This window comes from Streptomyces altiplanensis (genome assembly GCF_053591575.1).
Genome location: NZ_JBSFUB010000058.1, coordinates 20,264 through 45,705, shown reverse-complemented (window position 1 = coordinate 45,705; position 25,442 = coordinate 20,264). Strand labels below are relative to the sequence as shown.

Annotated in this window: 15 protein-coding genes and 1 pseudogene; 12 read left to right on the top strand and 4 right to left on the bottom strand. The window is 67.6% G+C overall.

Features of this window, described 5'->3' with window-relative positions; translation table 11 throughout:
* Window positions 1–561 precede the first annotated feature (561 nt).
* Window positions 562–828 (bottom strand): hypothetical protein, encoded by a 267-nt coding sequence (locus ACWD0Y_RS23510; RefSeq protein ID WP_450262284.1) that lies wholly within the window; start codon window positions 826–828, stop codon window positions 562–564.
* Between the two features lie 113 nt (window positions 829–941).
* On the opposite strand from ACWD0Y_RS23510, the gene ACWD0Y_RS23505 reads away from it, so the two are divergent.
* On the top strand, window positions 942–1,310 hold the full coding sequence (locus ACWD0Y_RS23505) for a hypothetical protein (protein ID WP_450262283.1): 369 nt from the start codon (window positions 942–944) through the stop codon (window positions 1,308–1,310).
* Between the two features lie 3 nt (window positions 1,311–1,313).
* Window positions 1,314–2,114 (top strand): hypothetical protein, encoded by an 801-nt coding sequence (locus ACWD0Y_RS23500; protein WP_450262282.1) that lies wholly within the window; start codon window positions 1,314–1,316, stop codon window positions 2,112–2,114.
* A 226-nt stretch (window positions 2,115–2,340) separates the two neighbouring features.
* Here the strand turns inward: ACWD0Y_RS23500 and ACWD0Y_RS23495 are convergent, their stop codons facing one another.
* Complete coding sequence (locus ACWD0Y_RS23495; RefSeq protein WP_450262281.1) at window positions 2,341–5,190, bottom strand: hypothetical protein; 2,850 nt, start codon at window positions 5,188–5,190, stop codon at window positions 2,341–2,343.
* Window positions 5,191–5,393: 203 nt separating this feature from the next.
* Here ACWD0Y_RS23495 and ACWD0Y_RS23490 point away from each other — a divergent pair, with 203 nt between their 5' ends.
* The 9 genes from ACWD0Y_RS23490 to ACWD0Y_RS23450 all read left to right on the top strand — a co-directional run bounded on the left by ACWD0Y_RS23490 (window position 5,394) and on the right by ACWD0Y_RS23450 (window position 19,462).
* On the top strand, window positions 5,394–5,993 hold the full coding sequence (locus ACWD0Y_RS23490) for a hypothetical protein (RefSeq protein ID WP_450262280.1): 600 nt from the start codon (window positions 5,394–5,396) through the stop codon (window positions 5,991–5,993).
* Window positions 5,994–6,195: 202 nt separating this feature from the next.
* On the top strand, window positions 6,196–6,849 hold the full coding sequence (locus ACWD0Y_RS23485; RefSeq protein ID WP_450262279.1) for a hypothetical protein: 654 nt from the start codon (window positions 6,196–6,198) through the stop codon (window positions 6,847–6,849).
* Window positions 6,846–8,849 carry a hypothetical protein gene (locus ACWD0Y_RS23480; protein WP_450262278.1) on the top strand — a complete coding sequence of 668 codons (2,004 nt, stop codon included), beginning with the start codon at window positions 6,846–6,848 and terminating at the stop codon, window positions 8,847–8,849. Before ACWD0Y_RS23485 ends, ACWD0Y_RS23480 begins: the two co-directional genes overlap by 4 nt.
* A gap of 28 nt (window positions 8,850–8,877) precedes the next feature.
* Window positions 8,878–10,905 carry a hypothetical protein gene (locus ACWD0Y_RS23475; RefSeq protein ID WP_450262277.1) on the top strand — a complete coding sequence of 676 codons (2,028 nt, stop codon included), beginning with the start codon at window positions 8,878–8,880 and terminating at the stop codon, window positions 10,903–10,905.
* Between the two features lie 343 nt (window positions 10,906–11,248).
* Window positions 11,249–12,820, top strand: a complete 1,572-nt coding sequence (locus tag ACWD0Y_RS23470) for a hypothetical protein (protein ID WP_450262276.1) — start codon at window positions 11,249–11,251, stop codon at window positions 12,818–12,820.
* Window positions 12,817–13,572 carry a hypothetical protein gene (locus tag ACWD0Y_RS23465; protein WP_450262275.1) on the top strand — a complete coding sequence of 252 codons (756 nt, stop codon included), beginning with the start codon at window positions 12,817–12,819 and terminating at the stop codon, window positions 13,570–13,572. The genes ACWD0Y_RS23470 and ACWD0Y_RS23465 overlap by 4 nt, the downstream gene beginning before the upstream one ends.
* Before the next feature lie 3 nt (window positions 13,573–13,575).
* On the top strand, window positions 13,576–18,150 hold the full coding sequence (locus ACWD0Y_RS23460) for a hypothetical protein (RefSeq protein ID WP_450262274.1): 4,575 nt from the start codon (window positions 13,576–13,578) through the stop codon (window positions 18,148–18,150).
* On the top strand, window positions 18,147–19,307 hold the full coding sequence (locus ACWD0Y_RS23455) for a hypothetical protein (protein ID WP_450262273.1): 1,161 nt from the start codon (window positions 18,147–18,149) through the stop codon (window positions 19,305–19,307). Before ACWD0Y_RS23460 ends, ACWD0Y_RS23455 begins: the two co-directional genes overlap by 4 nt.
* Window positions 19,304–19,462 carry a hypothetical protein gene (locus ACWD0Y_RS23450; protein WP_450262272.1) on the top strand — a complete coding sequence of 53 codons (159 nt, stop codon included), beginning with the start codon at window positions 19,304–19,306 and terminating at the stop codon, window positions 19,460–19,462. The genes ACWD0Y_RS23455 and ACWD0Y_RS23450 overlap by 4 nt, the downstream gene beginning before the upstream one ends.
* Window positions 19,463–19,610: 148 nt before the next feature.
* On the opposite strand, the gene ACWD0Y_RS23445 is transcribed toward ACWD0Y_RS23450, so the two are convergent.
* Complete coding sequence (locus ACWD0Y_RS23445; RefSeq protein ID WP_450262271.1) at window positions 19,611–22,070, bottom strand: Helicase associated domain protein; 2,460 nt, start codon at window positions 22,068–22,070, stop codon at window positions 19,611–19,613.
* A 680-nt stretch (window positions 22,071–22,750) separates the two neighbouring features.
* On the opposite strand from ACWD0Y_RS23445, the gene ACWD0Y_RS23440 reads away from it, so the two are divergent.
* On the top strand, window positions 22,751–24,574 hold the full coding sequence (locus ACWD0Y_RS23440) for a hypothetical protein (protein WP_450262270.1): 1,824 nt from the start codon (window positions 22,751–22,753) through the stop codon (window positions 24,572–24,574).
* Window positions 24,575–24,909: 335 nt separating this feature from the next.
* On the opposite strand, the pseudogene ACWD0Y_RS23435 reads toward ACWD0Y_RS23440, so the two are convergent.
* Window positions 24,910–25,383 (bottom strand): annotated as a pseudogene (locus ACWD0Y_RS23435) (response regulator); the annotation flags it as partial.
* Window positions 25,384–25,442 lie beyond the last annotated feature (59 nt).

Sequence of the window (25,442 nt, the reverse complement as noted above, 5' to 3'; positions counted from 1 at the left end):
GGGTAATATATCGCTGCGCGATATATGAGCGAAAAACCCCTGCGCTTCGCTCCAGGGTTTCAAAGGGAAACCGGAACGCTGCGCTTATCCGGTCAACCCCTCCGCTCCGCTTCAGGGTTGATGGTAGGTCAAGCTGGCACGCTTCGCTTGCCTGCTTGAAGCCTGCGCTTCGCTCCGGCTCTGGTGTGTCCGCTGCGCTCCCCCACCTGGGCCCTTCCGGCTTCGCCTTCAGGGCAACGCCCGCTGACGCGGGCGAGGCTGGCTAGGGGTCGGCGGGCGTGTCAGTTGCCTCTGGTCTGTGAGGGTGGTTGCATCAGCAGTGGCTAGGGCTGCAAATCGCTCTGCGTATGTACAGTCCCCATATTGGGGGCGCTGCCTGTTCGCTGATGGGCTTCCTGGGCCGGCTACTTGCACACGTGCTTCCTTTAGAAAAAATCTTAGGCGAATCCGGAGTTTGGTGCCGTGCCTCTCTTCGGTTAGTTGTGCTCTCCTTTCACGTCGATGAGGGCCCGGCGGCTGACACCCTTTCCTTAACGGTGTCATCGCCGCCGCTGCTGCGATTTAGCCGCGGTGGGTATACCAGGGCACCAGGCGCAGCAGGAGGTCGAGAGTTTGGCTGGCGGCGGTTCGAGTCTCGGTGGTGTGGGCGAAGGCTGCAGCGAGTGCGACGACGGCGGTGACCGCGCCGAGGGCAGCGGTGAGGGTCAGAAGAAGCTGTGCGAGGTGGCCGGGGTGGTGGGCTGCGCCGGCGAGGAGGAGAGCGAGGGCTGCGGTAGTAAGGGCGGCGGCTGCCCTGGCGCGGATGCGCCCGCGCTGGTGTGCGGTCATGGTCGAGGTGGCTCCTTGCTTTGGGTTTTGCCGGAGAGGGGGCGGTGCTGAGATCAGTCAGCCAGATGTGATTTCTTTCGTGGAATGGCACCTCTCGGGGTTCTAATGGCGGGGTGGTACGAGGAGCGCCGAGCCGGGCCGATCAACAGGTCATTGATGAACTCGCTCGCCGTGGCGTGGTGGTGACGGCCTCCCAGCTGGAGGGCTGGCGGCGTGCCGGGCTGCTTCAGCGTCATCAGCGCCGTGGTCTGGGGCGCGGCCGGGGGTCGGTGGTGGACGCCGTCGATCCGGTGGTGGTGGAGAGCGCGGCCGCGTTGGCGCGGCATGCCTGTCAGGGGCGCGATCAGCGGCTGGCAGTTCTGGACTGGTTCGCGGAGGCCGGCCTGCCTCGGCTGCCGGAGGATGCGGTGGTGGTGCCGGAGCCTCCGGCAGCTGCCGTGTGTGACGCCGTCGTCTGGGCGTTGTCCTCCTCCCCGGTGTAGCAGTTGCTGGATCTCGCGCGGGGCATGCTCGATGGAAGCGAAGAGGGACAGGACGCCTTCTACGAAGTGGCTGGCAGGATTCTCGCGTCGCGGCCGCACTACACGCTGCCGAGCCCGGAACAGGTGCGCGCGGTGCTGGAGTCGGGCGAGGACCTGCCCAGGGAGTCTTTACGGGATGCCTCGGGAGGGCTCATCCATCTGACCGCTGCGATCGGTCTGGGAGGGCAAGAGGTCGGCTCCGGTGCCTTTGCCGAGGCCTTCGCCGCGACCGGCCTGCTCGGTCTGAGCGCGCAGGACTGGGAGCAAATGCTGGCGGCGGCCGAGCGAGGTGAGGGCCCACCGGTCGACTGGAACTTGCTGGACCGTAACTTCGATCCGCGAGGTCGGGCCGAGCGGGCGAACTACGACGAACTGGTGCGGGCCCGTACCGTGCTGATCGGGTTGCGGCCTTTCTACGCGATGTACTTCCTGCACGCCCTGCTCATGCCTAATACCCCCGCTCTGGCCGCGGTGCGCGCCCGGATCGATGAGCGCGGCGTGGGCCCGCTGCTGATCGGTCTGGTGTCGGTGGACCCCTCCCCCACCGAGTTCGCCGCACAGCTGGTGTCCTGCCTGGATGAAATGTGGCACGAGCTGTACCAGGCGCTCACCAACCAGGTCCTGGACGATCCGGACCTGTTCTGCCTGCCCGGAAGCGACACGCGTGCCACCGGGTTCATGGAGACGTGGACACGCACCTTGCAGGAGCAGGCGGGTGTTGCTCCTGGCCTCGCAGAGACGGACGTGGAGAGCCAGGTGCCGTAAGCACTGGGGCGTCCGGGCACGGGCAGCGCCAGGACGGGTTACTGCGGGCGCGGGTGGTACTGGGGAATGCCGACGGGGGGAGGAGAGACGGGAGCGAGCACCCGTGCCACGTCTCGGCGTATCCGCGCGGCCTCGCTGCGCGGTGACTCTGTTGGGCTTCCTGGCGCCATTGGTCGGCGCCAGCACTGTGCAAACGCTGTGCCGTCACCATCCACTCATCAGGATGTCAACGATGGCGCCAAAGCTGGCGGAGATGCAGCACCTCTGCCGCCCAGTGGGTCTCGAGTTCCGCATCAGGTACGCGTTCGCGTCCGAGGCTGAAGCGGACATGCGGGTAGAGCCAGTGCAGCGAGGTGTCGGCGCTTGCGATCAATGTGGACAGTAGTGGTTCGTCGGCGGGGGTTTCCCGGTCCACAGCGACAAGTAGTTCGCCTTGGTCGTCGGGGTGGAGATGGGGCAGCGCACCTCCCATGCGGTGGCGGAGTTCTCCCCAGGTCAGAGGTCGGCCACCGGCGCGGGCCTGGTCAGCAAGGACTTGGTGTGCTGCGGTGGCCAGCTTGTCGATGGTCTCGAGGGGGAGGCGATCGGCCTGCCCGGTGTCCGCCGGAGTGGTCTTCCCTCTGGGCGTCGTGTGTGCTTGGGGGGCGGCTGTCCTCGTGGACTGGTCGCGTTCGGTGCGCTCCCGGTACGTCAGCCGGCCCCGCCAGCGCTTTACCGCTCCCTCCTCCGAAGCGGGCAGTGGTTCGGCAAGTTGCCGCCGAAGCTGTGCAACCTCGCGAAGGGCTCGGCGGATGTCGTCCACGGACTGGTTCTCACGGTTGCGGCCCAACTCGGCAAGCAGTTCGCGGATCCTCCGGAGCGACGGGGCCACCTGAATTTTCGGCTTGCGTTCCAGACACCATGCCTTCACCTCTCGCATGAACGGCGTATAGCGCTCTTTATCGTCAGGAGAGAGCTTTCGGGCATACAGCGGACCTGCCATGCGGCGGCCGGCCTCTACGGCCGAGACGTTCCCGTCTTTCTGGGCAGAGCGGATCAGGTCGACGATGGCCTGAAGTTCGGCTCGCGCCTCGTCGTGGGCGACGGCTTTCTGCGTGTCTGTGGGATTTTCAGTCTTCGGTGCGGCGGGGGCGGTTACCGGTCCGGCGGCAGGGGCCTCCTTTTGCGCTGCCCGACGGTTGGTGGGCTTTGGTTCGATATCTGCGGGAGCGGACTGTGTCTCGTTGAAGGTTTGGGTGATCAGTTGCTCCAGTCCCGCCACGATGGGATCGCCCGCTCGCAGCCATGCACGGAGCGCCGGATTCTGGCGGCGTGCCGTCTCGTAGTCCGCAAGATGCTTCTCGGCTTGCTCAATGGCTTTGATCAGGTCTGAGGTGAAGGTTTCAGTCGCGCGACGGCGCATGTCCACCGCGTCCTGGAGCCGTAGCCGCAGTTTCTTCACCATCAGTGACGCTGACCGCAGTTCACCGGCCGGGGGGACGTCCCAGCCTGTGGTGGAGGTCTCCTGAGAGGTGGCGGGGGTGGCAGCACTGGGCTGGGGCGGAGACGGCTCCGTGGTGGCGGGTGTGAGCCTGGGGCTGTGCCTTTCGTATGCCCTTTTCCTCTCGTTTTGGCTCCAGCGGCGGAGGGCTGCATCGGAGCCGGGGGCTTGCGCACCGAGCATCCGCAGGACGGTGGCCAGGTAGGCGAGGTTGCGGCCGGAAGGGGCCACGACCAGAACGCAGAGCAGGGGCGTGTCCTGGCGCAGAGGCTTGTCCACTTCGACCAGGAGATCTCGGCGCTTCGGTTCGGGCAGGTGAGACAGGTACAGACTTGTGCGGCGGGCCAGCCCGTCCCAGGTAATCGTGGTGCGCTCGGCCGCCACTTGCTCCAGTTCCCGCCGGAGCCCGGCGGCCATGGTGCTGCGCCGCTCCACAGCAGCGGGCGGCGGAGGCGGCGTGTCGGACTGGGCGCGCGGAGTGCGGGGCGGGGCAGTGACGTGGTCCGTGAGGGAGACGCTGGGGCGCCACAGTCCGGTGCGTTCGGCTTCGAGGCCGCTGAGGCGCACCAAGGTGTCGGCACGGACCGCCCAGGAGGAGGCGTTGATGCCAAGTGGGTCCGTGATGAGCAGTCGCGCCGCACCCGAGAGCTGGTATACGAACTGCTCGGTGGGGGCGGGGATGTCGTCCGGCAGGGAGATACAGGCGCGCACAATCCGGCTGCCCGCCGGTTTGATGAAACCGGGCACCAGGTAGCGGCCGTGGGCTGCGAGCGGGGAGTGGGCCGGCGGCTCGCTGCCGGGATCCACCGCGAAGACGAGCTCCGCGGCGCGGAGCGGCAGGCTGCCGGGGAGCGGTGTGTTGCGCATGCCGCCCTGGCGCACAGCCTCCGTGGCGCGTAGTTCGTCGAGGTGCGGTGTGATGATGCCGTCCCGGGTCATCCGGCAGGCATCGAGGGGTGCCCATGCGACAGGTTGTGCTTCTGTCACCGTCCCTATCAGGATGCGGCGGTCGGTGCCGGCGCTCTCGCATTGGACGCGCAGTGCGTATCCCTGGCGCGCGACCATGTCCCGGGGAATCGGGCCGTCAGGGCCGAAGACCCATTCCACATGGCCTTCCTTGGCGCCAAGGCTGTCGGCAGCCCTGCGCCAACTGCGGTAGTCCTCCGGGTTAAGTTCGAACCGCAAGTGCTGTTCCGTGGCGCGCAGCCAGAAATCCACCGCGTCGCCCGGCCCACCCCCGAGGCTGCGTAGCTCGGCCTGCGCGGCGTGTCCTTGCTGTGCCAGCCATTCCCTGACGTGCGCCTTGATGAAAAGGTGGTCGGCGCTGTCAACTCCGTTGGCTGTGCGATGGCACGTCCCTCGGCTGCCGTCGTGTGCCGGATAGTGGGAGAAATGGCAGACCTTGGACTCGTACCGCTTGGTCATCAGCTTCTCACCGCAGCCACCGAGGAGCGTGCCGCACCAGAAGCGGTCGGTTCCGAACTGGCGGCGGAACTCGTCGAGATTGTGCGGTTCCTCGGGAAGGATGACCGGCTGGTCTGAATCCCTGCCGCCGATCACGGCGGTCTGGACAAGCCGGGTGTCTATCTGCGGCACGTTTGTTCCTCCGACCGACGAGACCAACGTGCCTGCGCGGCAGGGAAGTTGGGGTGGTTCGTTCGTTGCGCATCGGCGTACTACATCATCTTATGTGCCCCCCTGACTCTCTATCGGCCTCTGGCCATTGGTTGTAAGGGCTCGTCAGCGGCGGGCCGAGGTAGCGGGAAGGGCAGGCATGCCTGCCTCCGGCCTGGTGGGAGATGATGATCGGCATGGATGCAGGATGGGCCGCAGTAATCGGCGCGGTGTCGGGTGGAGTCCTGGCGGGGGTGCCGGCACTTGTGAGCTCGTGGTGGAGCCGCCAGAGTCAGCGTGAGCAGATACAGGCCCAGCAGGCGCTCGCGGCAGGCCAGCTGCAGTCCGCTCATCTGCTGCAGGTCATGGAGCCACGGCGGCGTGTCTACGGCGACTTCATCGTTGCCGTGCATCACCTGCGCACCGAGTTGTACGAGGCATGGGACCGCTGTCAGGGGCAGAGCTTCGGCCCGCTGGTGGTCGTTCTGGAGGAGGATCAGTTCTTTCAGCGGCTGGAGAGTGCATGGGCGCAGGTGGCGCTGGAGGGTCCTGATGCAGTCGTCGCAGCAGCTGAGAGCGTTATGGGGCTGCTTGGTGAGTTGCATGCTCACGCCGTCTCCGTCCATGAGAGCGGCATCATGAGCGAGTTCATCGACGAGCAGGTTGGCGCTCCCCCGCAGCTGGCCGAGCTGCAGCACCGTCTGGATCGAATGATCGCCGCGGCTCGAAAGGCTCTGGCCGAGCATGGGGCTGCTGGTCTGCTGCACTCGACCGGCGGGCTTTAGCACGCCTGACGTGAGCACGAGCAGCAAGCGCTGGCTCTGTCTCTGCGACCGTTGACTGTGCTGGCGCCGGATGGCGCTTCGTCACTCTGTGCCGTGCAGAGATCCCCCATAAGTCACGGTGTGACCTTATGATCAAAGCGGCAGCTGCTGAGAGAAATCTCGGCTGCCATCGTGCCCGTAGGGGGTGGTGACGATCGTCCGTGTGGAGCCGACCCGGGAGCAGACGGCGGTACGCCTGTTGCTCATTCTTGACCGGCTTGGTGACCCGTGTGCCTCCGGCGAGGGTGCGCCGCCGACGGCGGTCCGGGTGATTCAGGCGCAACGGAAGTTGGCGAAGCTGGACTTTCTGGTGCGTAATCCTGACTACCTGGCGGACCTGATCATTACGGGGTGCGAGGAGGGCCAGCTCGCGAGTGAGCGTCTGCTGGATGCGCGGGCGGTGCTGGAGGAGCGTGAGCCTGAACTGCACACGTACCGGATGCTGCGGAACAAGCACGGGGCCTATGAGCCGATGAACAACGCGCTGGCCGTGTTGCGGCATCCGGGGCTGATCAAGGTGGTGCGGGCCGGGAAGTCGTCTGATACGCAAGTGCGGCGGCGGGACTACTACTTGCTGGCTGCGGGCGCGGAGTTCGCGCAGCGGCTGCGGGCGGACGTTCCTGTCCTGGCCTGGTATGACCAGCAAGTGCTGTATGTCCGCATGGTGACGGAGGGTATGTCAGCCGGGCAGCTGAAGACGCTGCAGTACGGGCATGCGGAGTATGCGGGAACGCCGGTGGGTCAGATGATCGCGGGAATCAGCGAGCGGGTGCGGGTGCGGCTGGCGGCGGCGCTGGAGCGGGAGGGGCTGGCATGAGCGAGGAGCAGGCGGACACCGGGCCGGTGGAGGTGTGGCTGGCGGAGATCGCGCGCAGGTCTGGGCAGTCTCTGCCTGTGGTGCGGGAGGTTCTCGCTCAGCACCGGGTTCGGCCTCAGTTGGCGCCGCCGAGGCCTCACCGGCTGTTGGTGACGTCGGTCGCCTTCGACGGTGTCCGGCCGGCTGCGGGCGGGGGTGAGGGAGGCGGGGATCCGTTTACGTTCTCGTGGGATCTCGGCCCGGGCTTGTGGTGTCTGGCGTCTTTGGGGAGGAACGAGGCGGGCAAGTCCAGTGTCCTGGAGATCATCCTGTGGTGTCTACGGGGGCGCAGCGGCCTGCAGCGGGATGTACGGCACTGGCTGCGCACCGTGCGGGTGGGCTTTGAGCTCGACGGTGAGTTGTTGCTGGTGGACATGGCAGTGCTGGCCGGCTCACCGCGCGGCCATGTGGTTGCCGTGCAGTCCGGCACAGTGCTGGTCGAGTTCGATGGCCTGGCCTCCTTCGAGGAGGCCATGGACGCGTTCATGCTGGAGCGGCTGAATCTGGAGCCGCTGCGCACGGCGCAGGCTGCCCCGGGCGGCCCGGAGCAACCCCCTATCACCGGCGAGCTGTCGTGGCCGTCGTATGCGAGTGCCCTGCACATCAGCCGTTCCGGTCTGGGCACCCTGCTGGGCAACGACACGCGGCACGGGCTGCCCACACGGTTGCTGGAGCTGTTCCTCGGCGCCCCCTGGGCGTCCACGAAGGTCGAGGCAGCGGTCGCCCTGAAGATCGTCAGGGCCAAGCTGTCGGCGGCTCGGAAGCGGGCGGAGGGTGACGCCGAGGCGCGCGGAGCCCAGCTGAAGGAGCTGTCCAAGCAGCTGAAGCAGGCCCAGGAGCAGCTCGAGGCGCTCCCCTCGGCGGGAAGTACGGCAGCACGAGTGCAGCAGCTGTACGGGGAGGTGGCTGCGGCGACCGAGGCGGCGGTGGCGGCGCAGGATGCCGTGGTGGCCGCTCGGTCGGTGCACAACGATCTCGAGGAGCAGCGGCGGGAGCTCGCGGCAGCCGTGCACACGGCCGAGGAGGCGGACCTTGCCCGGGCGTTCTTCCACACCCTGATGCCCACGGTCTGCCCGCGCTGCGACACGACCGTGGACAAGGCTCGGTGGGAGAAGGAAAGAGAAGGGCACTGTTCGCTGTGCTCCTCGGATCTGCATGAGGCACCGGAGGGGCCGGACGAGGAGGAATCGGGTGCGCAGACGGCCGATCTGCGCGAGACCCTGACCGATGTCCAGCAGGCCGTCGACCGTGCTGCGGCGGAGCTGGCTCAGGCGCAGCAGCGGACGACGGACGCCGCAACGGACCGGGAATCCGCAGTGAGCCGCCTTGAGGAGGGCTTGCGCTCCCGTGGCCTTCTTGAGCGGCAGGAGATGGAACTGGCCGTCGCCCGTCTGGAAGGGGCGGTCCAGGAGCGCAGCGGCCGGTTCGCCGACCTGGACGCCTCCGTCGACCTCGAGCCCCTGGAGCAGGCCGGGGCCGTCCTGGCCGCGGCGGAGAAGCTCGCCATGGACCGGCGCACCCAGGTGCTGAGGAAGGTCCTTGAGGATGTGGAGAAGGACATCGTCGCCATGGGCCGGGCTCTGGGACTGGAGATGCTCAGGGAGGTCAAGCTCGGCGGGAACGCCTCCTTGACGGTGTGGAAGGGAGGGCAGAAGCACAGCTACGGTTCGCTGACCGAAGGTGAGCAGCTGCGGCTGAAGATCGTGACGACGATCGCTCTGCTGCGTCATGGGTACCGCAGCGGCGTGGGTCGGTATCCGGGGCTGTTGTTCATCGATTCGCCCGGAGCTGAGGAAGTCGACGCTGGGGACCTGCAGCACATGCTGCGGGACCTGGTGACCCTGACCGAGATGGTGCCAGAGCTGCAGGTCATCGTCGCCACAGCCCGGGGCGCCGAGGTCAAAGACATCGTGTCGGTCGACAATATGCGTCTGGCTGCCGAGGGCCAACGCCTCTGGTAGAGCGGGACGCAGCAGGAGGGAGGAAGCAGTGAGTGGCGAGCAGGACCCCTTGGCGCCCCTGGTGGCGGCACTGAATGCCCACCTTCCTCCTCCTTCGCTGTACGACCTGGGCGGTACCGCTTTGATCAGTGGCGACACCACTACCCTGCTGGAGCGCGACGAGCTGCCCGAGCTGATCACACTTGTCGCCGACCATGCCGAGACCCTGCACAGTGACACCGGCCGCGACTTCCTCCTTGAGGCCGCCGCAGCCCCCACCAGCCCGCTGATGCTGGAAGCGGTCGTCGAAGCCTTCCTCGGCCATCCGCCGGCCCTCGCAGAACTCGGCGATGACCTCGTGGACGTCTGGCTCGACACCAGCCGCCAGCATGCCGACCTCATCGGTGGCATCGCTCTGGAAGCAAGCGCCCGCCTGGTACTCGCCGACGCATCCAGCCCCTACGCGCTCCTGGACCGGCTCAAGCGGATGCGGCGAGAGGTCCCTCAGCTGAACGACGACTTCGCCGGACGCGCCGTACGTGTCGCCGGGGCGGTGGCCGAACACTTCCCCGCACCAGAAATTCCTGCCCTTCTGGAGACGCTGGTGAGCGTCGACGACGTCGCCGAGGACGCGTCTTTCGAGCTTGGCATGCTGTCGCTGCGGTGCGCCCTGGAATGCGCGGACGCCGAGCAGGCACGGACTCTGCTCGTCACTGCCCGTGCTCACTTCAGTGACGCCCACGCCGACGAAGAGCGCCCAGACGCCGCCGCCTTCGGCGTGGCGGTGGACGCCGTCCTGGCCTACTGCGCAGGCGCGCCAGTCCTGGCCTCCACCCACAGCCTGCTAGAGGAGGCAATCCTTGAGATCCGGCTGAACCTGCTCGGCATGCCCGCCACCTGGCGCACTCCCCGGTTCGACACCTTGGCGGCCTGGCACCAGCTCGCCACCACCCTCGAGCAGGCAAAGGCCGCCGACCGGCCCGGCTCCTGGCTGCACGCCGGTGCGCTCATCAGCCATCTGGTCTCGGTCTACTCCGCCCACCGCACGTTGCATCTGCTGTCCCCGGCCGGTGAGGATCCGGCCGGGCGCACCAGTGCGCCCCCGACCGGCAAGGTGCAGGGGCTGCATGCGATGGTGGCACCGCGTGTCGAACACGTCTTCTTGGCCCATGAAGGCGGCCGCGCCATCCTCGATGAGTGGCTCGAAGAACTCCACGCCGCCCCCGATACCGACGACGACCCCGCCACCGCGTTGGTGCGGGAACAGGCCTGGGCTCTGCGCAAAGCCCTGACGACTCAGGAAGAGGGCGGTCCCCCAAAATCTGACAGCCCGGCGTCGGCTGCGCTCGCCGGGCTCGTCGGAGAAGACGCCGCCGAGCGTATCCACGCCCGCCTGGCCGCGGAACCCGAACTCAGTGCGCGCATCACCGCGATGCTCGAAGCCCGCACCGCCCGCGAACCGGTCGACGAAGTGCCCGTCATTGCCAGCACCTACCGGCGCGTGCAGCAACAGCTCGCCCAGCAGTGCCCGCAGGGCTACCACGGCCAGTTCGCCGCCGACATCGACACTCTGCTGATCTACCTGCTGCGCTTCATGGACCTGCGCCTGTCCGAGACACAGAAGTTCGGCGGTGAGGCACGCGCTTACCTGCGCAAGCTGGCGTCCGGGGAGGACAAACCCAAGGAGAAGGAACTCGGCAAAGACCTCCGCGACTTCCTGCGTGGAGTGGGTCTGCGGGTCGAGCTGGAAGTCAGCAACGTCGGCGCCGGGCGGGTCGACGTCGCGTGGCGCCCTCACGACGAACTGATCACCATAGAACTGAAACGGGACTGGAAAGATGTCACCTGGGACGCCCTGGCGGACAACTACGCCGCCCAGGCCATCTCTTACCAGGTAAGCGGACGCCCCATCAACTTTTTCATGGTCCTGGACCTCACCGACAAGCCAGACGGACTCGCGGCCCTGCCAGCCTGTGCCCACGTCCGCACCTTCCCCGGGCCCGCCGGCGACCCTAGCCCCCGCACCCTGATCATGCTCCGCGTCCAGGGCAACAAACGAGATCCCAGCTCCCTGTGACAGGACGGCCTGGAGTCCGACGGCTGCAGCCTCTTGATGGCCCTCCTGCGCGAGATTTCACCCCAGGCGTGTCCATAGCCGCCTGATGCCACGGCGAGTGGACGGGCGGCGTCCGGGCGCACATCTCCTGCCAACCGGGTAAAGCACAAGCAAAGGGCGCGAAGTCGCAGGTAGGGCGCGTGAAAACGCTACTCATTACCCCCATTCGGCGGTCGGCCATTCGGGTTGCGGGCGACCAGGTTTTTTGGGGCTTTTGTCAGTGCCAAATGCTTCTCTTCCCTCTGTGAAACAGACATGCACCTCTGCGCATATTCCAGGCCCGTCTGTCGGGGAGGCCGACGCGATGGTCCTGGCTCTGTTGGACCGGGAGGAGCGGCGGCTTCTCGCTTTCGCCCCCGGCCCTGCAGATGAAGTCGACACGTGGCTGGGGCTGGTGACCGAAGCCGGCTTCGTCCGGCGCACGGCCGTGCTCGCCCGCGCTGCGCCGCTGCACCGGATCGACCAGCGCCAGGCATGGCAGCAGTTCCCCTCGGGCGTCTACGATCCGCGCACACTGGCTCTGGCTGCCCTCGAAGCGGTGGTGAGCCGGCAGGGAATGGAACTCGAGGCAACCACCGAAGACGTCATCGAGTTCCTGGCCTCACTCGCGCGCGCCGCCGCTCCGCAACGCGATGCGGACGAGCACGTCGCCGTCGCTCGCTTTGTCGTTCGTGAGCTGCTCAACGACGCGCAAGCAGGCGAGGAGTTCGAGGTCTCCTACAGCGATTACCGCGTCGGCCACAGCAGGGTCACCGTCACCGTACGGATGCTGGAGGAAGGCTTCGGGCGTCGGGGACAGGCCGTGCTGCGAGCCACGGCGCCGGCTATCAATCTTCTGCTGGCCGGGCTTGAAGCCGACCTGGAAGACGAGCAGGTGGCCAAGGACGCCATGCTGCGCCATCAGGTGAGCACCGGCAGGTGGGGGCGGGCGGAGGAGAGCGCTGCGGAGAGCCTGAAATTGTCACTGTTGTACTGCGAGCGAGTGCGGGCTGTCCTGGACGAGACGGACCGCGACGTACTGACGGTCGACTGGAAGCAGCAGGTGCCGGAGTTGCTGGTGTCGGCACGGACGCATCTGGGCGAGCGTCAAAGGGTGGAGCGCGGGTTGATGGAGTGGATCCGGCACGTGCGCAACGACGTGAAGGACCCGAACGTGCAGCGGACGTGTGCCCGGGTGCTGCATCTGCTGGGTCTGGCTCATGTGCGGCACAGCCAGCTGCTGGAGCGTGTGATCGACGCCCGGCCGCAGTTTCTGCGTTCGCAGGCCCAGCAGCGGTTCCGGCCGGCTCCGCGCCTGTCGCTGGTCGGTATGCAGGAGGACCTCCTGGAGCCGTTGTTGCAGTTGAGCGCGGAGCAGGCCGAGGAAGTGGCGACCCTGTTCGTGGACGCCGTGGGCGGCCCTGTACCGGCCAGGCGGCCTCGGATGCGGGACTGGTGGGGGCTGTTGCTCGCACCGGTTCGCGAGGCGCGCGAGACGTTCGCGGACGAGGAGATCGAACTGGTCGCGGACGAGGAAGACCAGGACGGAATGTATGACGGCGCGGACATTGACTGTGTTGTTGGACTTCTTGAGAAGGCCGGGAAGGAACCGGTGCGGCTGTCTCAGCTGCTGCCGCTGGCGCAGGAGCACAGTGCGGATGCTGCGGAGCTCCTGGCGGTTTCGGTTCTGCGTGCTTTCGCCCCGGACCCGGAAGAGGACGAGGAGCGGTACGCGGACGAGCTGAGCGATCTCCTGGACGAACGGTTCGTCGTCCTGGGCGACGGCGAGATGTTCGACCTCGGGCCGCTGCGTGGGAGCGACTTGCTTTTGGTCCCCGCGCCGCCGGATCCCTGCACCGTGTCTGCCCACGAATCCCCGGAGGGGGACCTGCTGTGACTACGTCCGCATTCACCTGTTCCCGCGGCGACCTGGTGCGCGCCGGGATCTTGACCCGGTACGGCTGCCAGCCCCGGTTGCGGCCTTTGCAGTATCCCGAGTACCGCGACCTGCTGCGGCGCTACCGGCAGGACGCGGCGTTCGCGGGCATGGTCGACTCGGTGGCCGAAGGCCTGCAGATGGATGTCATCGAAGCGCACGACCTGGAGGGTCTGGTACTTCACCCCCAGGAGGGCTCCTGGCTCTACTACCGCATCAAGGACGGCAACCCGCGGATGGGGACGGAAGAGCGTCTGGTGCTGGGACTTGCCCATGTCGCGATCGCGGCACGGGCTTACCCCTCCCCCGCTCACCTGGAGGAGGACGGCGTCACGCGGATCAGCGTGGAGGAGGTGGATGTCTTCCTGCGGCGGCTGACGGAACGGCTCCGGCAGGCCACGGTGGGCGAGGACGGACTGGCGATTCCCCACGCCGAACTCAACACCGCATGGCGGCTCTACGCCAAGCTCCCGTCCAGCAAGCCGGGCAAGTCCAGACGGTCACTTACACACTCATCGACCCAGTGGGTCATCAGGGACGCCTTGGAGTGGCTGGTCGAGCAGGGCATGGCCTACCCCGCGACGCGTGATCTGGGGGCCGGGCATTACCGGCTCGCCCACCGCTTCCGGCTGCAGGTCCGCGAATGCGCGTCGCTGCCGGCATTCGCCCTGCTGTGTGACATCCGCCGAGCCCAGCTGATCGAGGAGGACTGACCTATGTACCGCGTGCGCCGTATCCGGCTGGAGAACATCGGCCACAAGGCCGCCGGATTCAAGTCTCTGGTGTTGGACCTTACGGGCGGCCCGAGTTCGCTGGGCGGGCGCCCCATGCCCGCCCTGGACGTGATCCTTTGGCTACGCAACGGTGGCGGCAAATCCAGTCTGATGTCGCTGTTTTTCAGTCTGCTGCTGCCTCGCAAGGACGACTTCATCGGACACAAGGAGGACGACAAGTCCCTGGCCGACTACGTCCCGCACGGGCAGGTTTCCCACGTCATCATCGAGTGGGAGGACTCGACCCAGCCTGGCGGCGGTGCCGCGTTGGTGACCGCAGGCGTGTACCAGTGGCGTGACGGGCAGCGCCCGGCGGACGTGAAGTCCGGGTGGGACCGGCTCGAGCGGAGCTGGTACGTCTTTCGGCCCCAGCCCGGGGGCCTGGAATTGGATTCACTGCCCCTGCGCTCGGCCTCCGGTCAACTCAGCCGCGCCTCCTTCCTGCGCTCTCTTGAGGCGGAATACAAAGAAAACCGACGGCTGAGGCTTGTCATCGCGGAGGGACAGTACGAATGGGCCGACCAGCTGACCAGCCACGGCCTGGACCCGCAGATCGTCAAGATCCAGCGGAACATGAACCAGGACGAGGGCGGCATCACGAAGCTCTTCAAGTTCCCGTCCTGCGAGGCATTCCTCGACTTCCTCATCGACATGGTCGTCGACGAGCGCGCCCCGTCCGCGGCCCGCTCGGCTTTGGACGCCCACGGCAACAAGCTGGCCACACGGCCCGCGCGTGAGCTGGAGAACCGCTTCCTGGCCGAGGCCCTGCTGCGGCTGAGACCTGTGCAAGAAGCCTCCCGGCTGCTGTCCGAGACGGGGTTTGGGCTGGGCCATCACATCGGGCTGATGGACCGCGCCGGCGAGCACGTCGACGCTCGGGCCGCTCAGCTGCAGAGTGAGGCGCGCACGTCCGATGCTGAGGCCACAACCGCGCGGGCCGAAGCCGAGGCAGCAGGGCAGGAAGCGGAGGAGTCCGCCCGTCAGGTGGTCCGCTGGCGCGAGGCGGCAGCGCACACCGGGCTAAGCGAGCGCCGGAAGGAGATGGAGACGTGCAAGCGTGAGGAAACGGGGGCCGAGCGGGAGCACCGTGCGTGGGAGGCGGTTCCCCTCCTGCTGGAACTGGCCGGCCTGGAGCAGCAGCTGGCGAACACACAGCAGCTCCTGGAACAGCTCAGCCACAAGCAAGCGCCCTTGAAAGAGGCCCTGCGGGACGCTGGGGCAATCTGGTACGCCAGACTCTGCCGGGAGATGCACCGGCTCGCGGTGCAGCGGGTTGAAGCCGAGCGCCGGGCGCAGGAGGCGGACAAGCAGGCTCAGACTTTCGATGAGGACCGGATGAGGGCCGCTGCGGCGGAAGGCCGGGCCGCGTCGCGCGCGGAGCAGGCCGCTTCCCGTCTCCAGGAGATCGCTGTCGCGCTCACCCGCGGGCGAGCCGACGGTCTGATCGGTGCGGCGGAGAGTCCGCAGGACGCCGTGAACCGGCTCACCAACGAGCAGCAGGCAGTGAGCGAGCACAGGCGCAAGGAAGCAGAGCACCTGGAGGCAGCGCAGGCGCTGGCCCGGGAGATCGCGGGGGCGCACTCGGAGAACGCCAGACGCCTGACGCGGGTGCGGGAACAGCACGAGGAGTTGTGGGAGCGGCTCGACAGCCTGCAGCAGCAGCGACGGGAAGTGACCAGTGAGCCCCGCCTACGGGAGCTGGCGCAGCTCGACGACTCCAGGGGCGCCGATCTGGACATGATCGGCGAGGACCTGCTGGCGCTGCTCAAAGCGGCGGTGGCGGAGGCTGACGCCCGCGTCGCTCAGGAGAAGGCGGCGGCGCTCGATGACGAGCGTGCACGCGATGCTCTGGAAAGGGAGGGGTACCTTCCGCCAGCGCGGCACGTCGAGGAGGCGGTCGAAGCCCTGCGCGCTCTCGGCGCGAGCCAGGCGATGTCCGGCGCGCGGTATCTGCGTGACACCGTGCCCGCTGACCGGCATGACGAGGTCATCGCCGCGATTCCCCACCTTGTCTCCGGCGTGGTGGTGTGCGGGCCGGTGCCGGGAGACGATCTGTACGCCCTGGCACGACGCGCCCGTGTCGCGCTGCACTCCGTGATCGCCGTCGGCACCGACGGCCAGGCACGGGCGCTGGCCGCCGGGGGCGGCCGCTGTGCGGTCATGCCCCTGCATCCGGCCGTCCTCAACGCAGAGGCGGGAGAAGCGGAACTCCGGCGGATTACCGACCGTCTGGACGGGCTGGAACAAAGGCTGGGCGGAATCCGGGAGCGCCGTGACGCCGACCGGGCTCTGGCGGAACGGCTGCACGCCCACCTCGCGGCCTTCGGTCCCGGCCCGCGCAGCAAGCTGGAGGCGTCACTGGCCGGATTCGACGCGGAAATCGATGCTCTCACTCGTAGTGGCAGCGAGCTGTCCCACAGGGCAAAGGAGACCGCTGAGGCCATCGAACACGCCCAGCGCCAGATTTCAGTCAGCGCAGAGCGCCTGCTGTCGCTGGCCGGACTGCTACCGCGTGCCCAGGACCTCGCCCAGGCCGCCCGAAGCACCGAGCAATGGGAAGAACAGGCCCGCATGGCGCGGGCCGAAGCCCGTGAGCAGCAAGCTGCCGTCGCGCGTCTCGCTGCTGCCTGCCAGGAGGCCCGGAGCAGGAGCACCGCGGCGCGCGCCGAAATCACCATGTGCAAGGACACCACCCGGCGCTGGCAGCGCGAGATGCAAACCCTGCGCCAGCACATCCCCGACCAGGCCCTGGAGGATGCCACCGCCGGCGAGGTTCCCGGCGGAAGCCTGGAGACACTCCAGCACCGGTGGACGCAGGCTTTGACCGACTGGCGTGAGGGCATCAGTGACTCCGCCCTCCAACAACGCCTGGCGAGCTGCGAGAAGGACGTCGCCAGAGTCAGCAAACAACTCGAAAAGGCCGAGGCGGTACGAGAGCGCGCCCTGGAACTGACAGAGGATGCGGACGCGGCGGATCCGCAGCGGCGCGCCGAACGGATCACTGCGGCCCAGTCCGCGCATGATGCTGCTCGCAAGGGCTTCGCGAGAGCAGAGCTGCTCCTCGAGCAGGCTCAGAAGGCACACGCCGAGGCCAAGTCCGCGCTGGATAACCTCATTCCTCCCGCCCCCCGTGCCGCAGCCGACTCCGAGGACGCCGCCCGCCAGCACCTCTTCGCTGCCGAACAAACCGATGAGCGCGCCCGGAGGATGGTCCCTGCCAAGCAGCTTCACGCCGAGCAAGCCGAGCGCCGGGCAGAACAGGCCACCGGCCAGGCGGAGCAACTGGCAGTCTCAGCTGCCGCCTTGCGTACCGCAGCCGCCCGGCACCGCGAGACCCTGGGAGTTCAGCGCCAGGAGGCCCCCGACAGCCTCACCATCGATGCCGTGCTTGAGGAGGCGCACGGCTTGTCGGCCGCGACCGCACCGAACCTGCTCCCCGGCACGGCGCGAGAAATCGCCTCCCGTCTCACCGAGCAGGCGGAGGCTTCCTCCCGTCGCCACGGGCAGGCTGCCAAGGGCCGGGACAAAGCGGTACGGCACGTGGAACATCTGGCGACGAACCCCGACTACCTCGGGGTCGTCGATGGCCGCCTGCGTGACCGGCTACAGCAAGATCTGGCCATGCCCAAGCGGCTGACCGAGCTCCTCGAAGATCTCTCACAACGTGAACAGCAAGTCACCGCGCTGCTGGCCGAATTGGCCGACGACCAGGCGAAGGTCGTGCAGACCTGCGCAAGCCTGGTCGAATCGGTTCTGGACGACCTGGAGGAGGTCTCCCGGCACTCCACGCTCCCCCAGCAACTGGGGACCTGGTCCGGTCAGCGGTTCTTGTCCCTGGAAATCCGCCACCGCGCCCGCGAGGAAGAGCTCCAGCGGCGCATTTGCGCAGAAGTAGATCTGCTGACCGGTGCCCTGTCGGCGGACGCGGCAGGCAAGACCGGCGTCCTGCCCGAGGCCATGACGCTGACCAAGCGCCTCGTTCTCGCCGCCCTCGGCGGCCGCGGCAACGTCGTCGCCAAGATCATGAAGCCGGGCCAGAACCTGGACACCGTCAATCGTGAAACAGTCACCGAGATGCGACGGTTCAGCGGCGGGGAGCTGCTGACCGTATCCGTGCTGCTCTACTGCACCCTCGCCAAAATGCGCACCCTCAAACGTGACGGCACAGCCATCGGCGGCGTGGGCACTCTCCTGCTCGACAACCCCTTCGGCAAGGCAAACTACGGGCCCTTCCTCGCCCTGCAGCGGCGAGTCGCCGAAGCTCACGGTATCCAGCTCCTCTACACCACCGGCAGCAACGACCTGCCCGCCCTGGGCCGCTTCCCCCTGGTCATCCGCATGCGCAACGGCAGCGACAAGCGCACCCGGCGCCGCTACGTGCAGATCGAGGAGACGTACGGCGACGCAGTCTCGCGCGCCGCGGCCACCGCACAAGAGGACGGCATCACCTCCGCCCACCTGCTACGACGCCCACGGACATCCCAGCACGGCCCGGCCGGCACCGGGGAGGCCCGGTGAGCACCGTTGCCGACCACATGGCAGCCGAACTGTCCAGACAGCAACGCCAGCGCATCGACTTCGACGTGCTGGCCCAGGCTGCCGAGCGAATGGATTCCAGCCTGCCCACCTCACCCCGGCGGCGCCAAGCCCTCGCCGACGCGGCCCACCACCTCGCCGCCGGCGGACTACTGACTCTCCCCGTGGGCAAGGCCGGCTGGGACCACAGCGTGCTTCCCGCCCTGCCTCTGTGGGTCAGGCGCACCCCCACCCCTCGCCCCCCGCGCCAGCCCAGCCCACCGCCGCGGGCCTGGGTCTCCCTGCTGGACTTCGCCGCCACGATTCCACTCACCACACGGGAAGAAGCCCTCCTCAGCCCCCTCAACGCGCTACTGCGCGACCAACCCGAAGCCGAGATCATCCCCCTCGCCGAACGGTCCTACCAACTGTTCAGCGACGAGAAACACCTCAGCCACCGCGTTCGCATCGAACAGCACCGGCTGTTCACCTCCGGGCTGATCGACCTGGCCACGCACCTGCGCGCCAAACCCGCACCCGCACCCCTGGCCATGTACGAGCTCGGCCCGGCTCCGTGGCTCCTCATCGTCGAGAACAGCGCCGCCTTCACCAGCCTCCGCCAGATTCTGCGCTCATGGCCCGACCGCGACCAGGTCGGGTGGCTCGGCTACGGAGCCGGTGACCAACTCATCGCCTCCCTGCCCACCGTCCGCGAGTCTTTCCTCGAGCGCGACCATCCCGTTAACGACCTCATGTTCTACACCGACCTCGATGCCGACGGCCTACAGTGCGCCCAGCAGGCTGCCACCAAGGCCGCCAGCGTGGGCTTGCCGCCCCTGGTCCCCGCCGTCGGTCTCTACCAGTGGCTGCTGGCCCAGTCGCCACGGCAGCTGGCCGCGGTCACCGCAGACCAAGCCCGCGCTGCCTCGTCCTGGCTCCCGCCTCACCTGGTCCGCCCCGTCGAACAGCTCCTGTGCACCGGATCGGTCTTCCGGCAGGAAGCCCTGCGACTGGACATCCTGCGCACATTGCTCGACCCCACTGCCCTCCTCCTCCCTCAGTTGCGCGACGGCCTTCCCCACCCGCCGTCGACAACCGGCCCAGAAATGAAAGACGACCCGTGCCCAGACCGGACCTTCCTCCACCAGATGAGCCCATGAGTACCGGGGCATACCTGAGCCGCTGGCCCCGCCCAATCATGCGCACCGAACTCATCCGCGCTGTGCAGCTGTTCGCCGACGACTTCGACGAGCGGGACGTCACCGACGTCACGTCCCGTCTGGCCGACGATGCGACGTCAGCTTCCTTGCGGTAGTCAGCTCCAAGTCGCAGGACACCGTCGCGCACTCCGTTGGCGAGGCGGGAAAAACCGTGGGTTCGTCCCTGGGCGGGGACGATGGAGGGGGCGGTACCCGGCTTCAGCGGCTCACTGAGCAGATCAGCCCCCGGGAGTGGCATTTGGCTCAGGCCTGGGTAGCCGGGGCTGCTTCCTCGTCCAGCCAGTTGCCGTCGAAGAGAGCGGCGAGGAGCTGCTCGTGCTTGGGCGCGAGCTGGTCGGCGCGCCTTTGGGTCCGAGCCTTGGCGAACCAGGGGCCGATCCGCACCGTCTCGCCGTCAACAGTGATTTCCTCACGGGCAGTCGGGGCGCGGTGTTCGCGGTGGAGGAAGAGCTCGAGGAGCTGGGCCATCTGCTCGAAGGTGCGGCGGGCACGGCGGGCGGGTGCGAGAGCTGTGGTGCCCGGGGTGATTCCGATGCCGGTGAACAGGGCGCGCTGACGGGGTTCCAGCGTGGTCCATCGAGTGAGCTGGCCAGTCAGCCAGCTGCCGATCTTCACGTGGGCGATCACGGTGTCGTGGTGGAGGGCGGCGACGTCGTGGCCGGCGGCCAGGTGGGTACGCAGGAGGTGGAATTTGCGGTGCCAGTCGGGTCCGTGTGGGAGCTGCCAGTCGGGGGCGATCGCTGCGATGGCGGCGGCGCGGGACGGGTCGAGGTGTCCGCGCGTGGCAAGTGAGCGCTGTTCGGCGAGCCAGGCGCCGGTAGGGGTGGAGACGGGGGCGGCGAGGTGCCCGTGGATGCGGTGATATTCGGTCACGGTGGTGAGGCGGGCACGCCAAGCGGCGTCGTGCTTGTCCCAGATCATGCCCAGGGCCTCGAGTTCGGCGATCCAGTCGGCGTCGAGGCGGCCGGTGTTGTAGGCGTCGCGCTGGCTGGTGATGAAGGTGCCGAGGGTGTATCCGACGGGGTCGGTGTAGTCGGCGGGGACGTCGAGGTGACCGTGGGTGTCGTGGAATGCCTGGGCTGCGGTGAGGCCTTCGCGGCGGGTGCGGGAGAGAGCGCCGCGGGGGTTGAAGGAGATGAGGTCCATGGCGCGGGCGATGCGTTCGGGGTGGACGGTGAAGTCGAAGTGCCAACGGTGCTGGATGAGGCTGCTCGTCTCCCTGGGGAGGCGATTGGCCTTGTTCGGCAGGCGCTCCAGGATCCGGTGGTCGTGGCTGGCCAGGGCGGTGGTGATGGCCCATACCGGCTCGTACGCGGTGCCCAGGATGTTCTCCGGGGCGGCGCCGGGCGGGATGTAGACCGGGACGATCAGGCTCGCGATCTTCCCGCTCACGTCCACCCGAAGGGCGCGGCCCAGGCCCTGGACGCACCGGATGACGCTGCTGGTCGGGTCCGCGAACGCGACGCCGTCCACGCTGGGGATATCGATGCCCTCGGCGATCACCTTCGCGTTCGCCAGGATCGCGCACTTCGAAGCGGCAAAGCGGGCGAAGATCTCGGCCCGTTGGTCGGGGGTGTGGTCACCGTGGACGAAGAACACTTCCGGTTGCAATCCCGGGAACACGTCCGGGTCTGCCTGGCGCAGGCGGCGCAGCGTGTGGCCGAGCTCGCGGGCGAACCTTGTGGCGTCCTCGACGAGATGGAAGAAGATCAGAACCCGTCGCATGGAGTGCTCCGCCATCGCGTTGAGGACCGCGAGGTGCAGTGCGGTGGTGCGCAGCGCGTCATCCGGTCCGGCCTCGTCGCCCGTGACGGTGCCGGGAGCGGGCAGGTTCAGGCGGGCGCGCAGATGCGTTTCGGTGACGGTGGGGACCACGATGCGGTAGTCCGCGGCCATACCGTCCGCGATCGCCTGCGCGAGCGGGTATTCGAAGACCTTCTTGCCATAGACGGCTTCGTTGTCCATCGAGTTGGCCGACGCATCCGCCTGCAGCTCAGCGACGCGCCCCCGGCGGGACCGGGAGGTACTGGCGGAGGCGGCCAGGTCCGGCGCGGCAAAACTGCGCGGGGTTGCGGTCATGTAGAGACGGCGATCGGCACGGATGCGGGAGGTGTCGTTGATCATCGCCCACTTCTTGTCCGGGCGGCCGGCGATCCGGTGCGCCTCGTCCATGACCGCCAGGTCGAACGGCGGCACCTGATAGCGGGTGTGCTGGGTGCCCTCTACCTTGTCGAGCGAGTCATACGTGCACACGACGGTCAGGGCCGGGACCTGGTCCTCTCCCGGGCCCACAGCCGACATCACAGCGGCCAGGACGGTCGTGTCGCTGGTAGACCCGATGTCGGCCGCGGCCAAAGCGTCATGGGCCGAGGCGTCCATTGACGAGACGATCAACAGGTGCTTGGTGTAGCCGTCCGCCCGCCACGCCAACGCTGTCTGCGCCGCCAGATCCAGCGTCGGGACCACGACCAGTACCAACCTGAGGCCCAACAGTTCGACGAGTCGGATCGCGACCAGGGTCTTGCCCGTCCCGGTCGCCGACACGTACAGGGCCCGGGTCCCCGGCCGGCGCAGATGACGGGCTGCCGCGTCCCTCCCTTCCACCTGATGCGGGCGCAGCATCGCCCTCTCGGGGCGGCGGGACGGGCGGACCTCGACGGACGTGACCATGCCGCCCATCATGACCCAGCGGCAGTAGGCCACGTTGACCGTACGAAGAAGGCAACAACGAAGATGCCTGAAATTGCGGGCCGTCCCGGCCCCCGCGCTGGTGCGGCGTCGGGAGAGGGGGCTGCCAACAGGGCCCGCCCTCCCCGGGCGCCGCACCATGGTTTTGCGCCCCTGTTCGGCTGCGGGGTCCAACGTTGAGGTGTACCGGGAGCCAATGCGCGTCAGAGGCCCTGGATCGCTGGTCATGCCTGCATTTGAGGCACGCCGTATCAGTGAGCGGCTGACGCGAGATCAACTCCACCACTCGAGGGCCCGTGTCGTGATCGCGCGAGCAGCCCCGGCCATCAGGCCGGTGATGGAGGCACCTAGCAGCTTGATGCGCTCTCGTCGTGTGAGGCTGAGTCGGTTCATCAAGGGGCTCCCTGGCTGTGAGGTGACTAGATAGCCGGCTGGCTTGTCCTCACCCTCTGACCTGCTTGATGTCCGGCTATGAGTTGCGCCGATGCTCGGGCGGTTCCCCCAGTAATGCCTGGTCAGCGCTTGCCTATTCGTGGCAAGTCACGGGGGGTGCGACGAGTCGCGACAAGCGGAGATTGCGGGGACTCATGTCCTAGTTGGTCGCGTTGAGGGAAGATGCTGCGATGGGAGTGGGGGAAGGGAGCGGGGCCAGGCGCGCACGGGCCTTGCAGCGGCCGCATGTAGGGCCCGGCCCTTTGCGTGACCTCAAGGACTTGCTGTACGAGGTGTACTTGGCCGCTGAGGCTCCGACTCTTGATGAGATCGCCTCAGCAATTGCCGAAGACGGGCAGTTGGCGGGCGCTCCAAGTCGGGACACTATCCGTCGTTGCCTCAGCAGCCCGGTGATTCCCGCTCAGCAGGCCGACGCCACGGCGGTGGCGACAGTGCTGGCGCGCCTTGCCGCCTGGAACGTTGATGAACTAGCTGTGCGGGTGAGGGCCCTGTGGGTTCAGGCACGGATGGCAGATCCGCTGGGCGAGCCGATCAGAGCCTTTACGGATCCCTTTGCCCTGGAAGTTCATCGCGCGATCGAGAGCTCGCCGACTGCCTCGCCCGGGAGGTTGCCCCTCTTGCCGACGTACGTGGAGCGGGACCACGACAAGGAGTTGCGGCACCGGATCACTCGGACGGTCGGCGGTCTCAGTGCGATCGTGATTCTCGTGGGCGCGTCATCGACCGGGAAGACACGGGCCTGCTGGGAAGCGACGCAGGACCTGCCGGACGAGTGGCGGTTGTGGCACCCGATCGTCCCTGGACGTGCGGAAGCGGCACTTGAGGGTATCGACGGAGTCGGGCCACGCACTGTGGTCTGGCTCAATGAGACCCAGCACTACTTGATCACTCCGGCCAGTGCCCTGGGAGAACACGTTGCTGCCGCGCTGCGTGCACTTCTGCGGGACCCCTCCCGAGCTCCTGTCCTCGTCCTGGGAACCATCTGGCCCGAATACTGGACCGAACTGACTACGGACCCCGACGCCCAAACTGGTGCTGTCGACGCCCATGCCCAGGCCCGCGCCCTCCTGGCTGGCGCAGGCGTGTCGGTGCCCAGCCGCTTCAGCGACTGTGACCTCAAAGAGCTTCATGCGAGAGCTAACGAGGATCCACGTCTGATGCGCGCAGCAGGCCATGCAGAGCAAGGCCAGATCACTCAGTACCTGGCCGGCGCACCCGCACTCCTGGAGCGCTACCGCACTGCACCGGTGGGTGCTCGGGCAGCGATGGAAGCGGCGATCGATGCCCGGTCAGCCGGGCACAACCTTGCCCTCCCCCATGCCTTGCTGGAAGCTGCCGCCGAAAGTTACCTGACGGATGTTGAGTGGGACAGCTTGACAGAGGACTGGTTCGAACAGGCCCTGGCCTACTGCGCTTCCCCACTGCGTGGAGCCCGCGGGCCCCTCGCCCGGATCCGTCCCCGGCGCGGAGCACCCCGCTTCAGTCAGCCGCACTACAGGCTCGCCGACTATCTGGAAGAACACGGCCGCAGTGAAAGACGTCTCGCCGACGCACCGGCCGGGTTCTGGACAGCGTTGGTCGACCACGCCGACCGCGGTGACCTGGTGAAGCTGGCACAGGAAGCGGGCGAACGAAAACTCCTGTCCCATTCCCTCGATCTTTTCACGGCAGCGTTCGAGGCCGGACAGCACGACGGCCTCAGGTCAGCGGGTTCTATTCTCCGAAACGCCGGACGCCTCGATGAGGCCGTCACCTGGTATCAGCGGGCTACCGAGACCGGGGACACGGGATCACTCGGGCTCGCTGTCACCCTCTTGTTTGACCTGAACCGCACAAGCGACGCTCTCTCCTGGCTCTATGCGCGTGCCGCCACCGGCGACACCACTGCACCAGGGTGGATAGCCCAACTCCTGCGTGCCTCAGGGCAAGCCGACCAAGCACTTGAGTGGTACCAGCGCGCGGCGGAGGCCGGGGACCCGAGCGCTCGGAGCTTGGCGGTCCTCATGCTCCGCGAGGCAGGCCGCACCATCGAAGCAGCACGATGGGCAAACGCGTATAGGACCTGAACTGCCTGCGGGCACTGACCTCGTGAGCGCGAACACCATGCCGGCAGGCAGCGGTCGTCCGTATGCGGTCCACAACCGCCGAAAGCGCACCAGACCCACCCCAACCATCTCTGCATTGGGGGCACCACGTCCTCTTACGCCGGGGTGGTGGACGTCGTCACGCACTCAGCCACACGACGAGCTCGCCGTCGAGGACCCAGACCGTGCGGCAACTACTCCGCGGCGGTGACTAGATCGGGGAGGCCTCCGACTTCTCCCCACACGCCACTCCCCGCCCTCGAACCGGCGAAACCACAGGTCAGGCAGTTGGCGCAGCCGGGGCGGCATTCGAAGCTTTAGCTCACCCGCCGTTCGAGGTGGATTTCGGTGAACACGGCGACTTTGGCGCGCAGAGCCCAGGGGTCGAAGGGTTTGCTGATGTAGTCGACTGCGCCGGCGGCATACCCGCGTGCGGTGTGCTCGGGGTCGACGCCCATCGCGGTGAGGAAGATGATCGGCACGTCTCGGTTGCGGGGGCGGCGCTTGATGTGGGCTGCGGTCTCGTAGCCGTCCATCTCGGGCATCTGCACGTCCATGATGATGACGGCGAAGTCGTCGTGGTGGAGCAGCGCCTTGAGCGCTTCGCGGCCGGAGGAGACGGTGACGAGTTCTTGGTCCAGCGTCTCGAGTACGGCTGTCATGGCGAGCAGGTTGTCGGGTTGGTCGTCCACTACGAGAATCTTGGGCATGCGCTGCGGTAGGGAGTGGGGCAGAGCCGCTGGGCGTTCGACGGCTTCGAGTTGGCGCTCCAGCAGATCGCAGCGCGCCTCAGTGGGCGGTTCGTGAGGCTATGAGCGGTTCTGGCGTCGCCTGATGGTGTGAGCGAAGC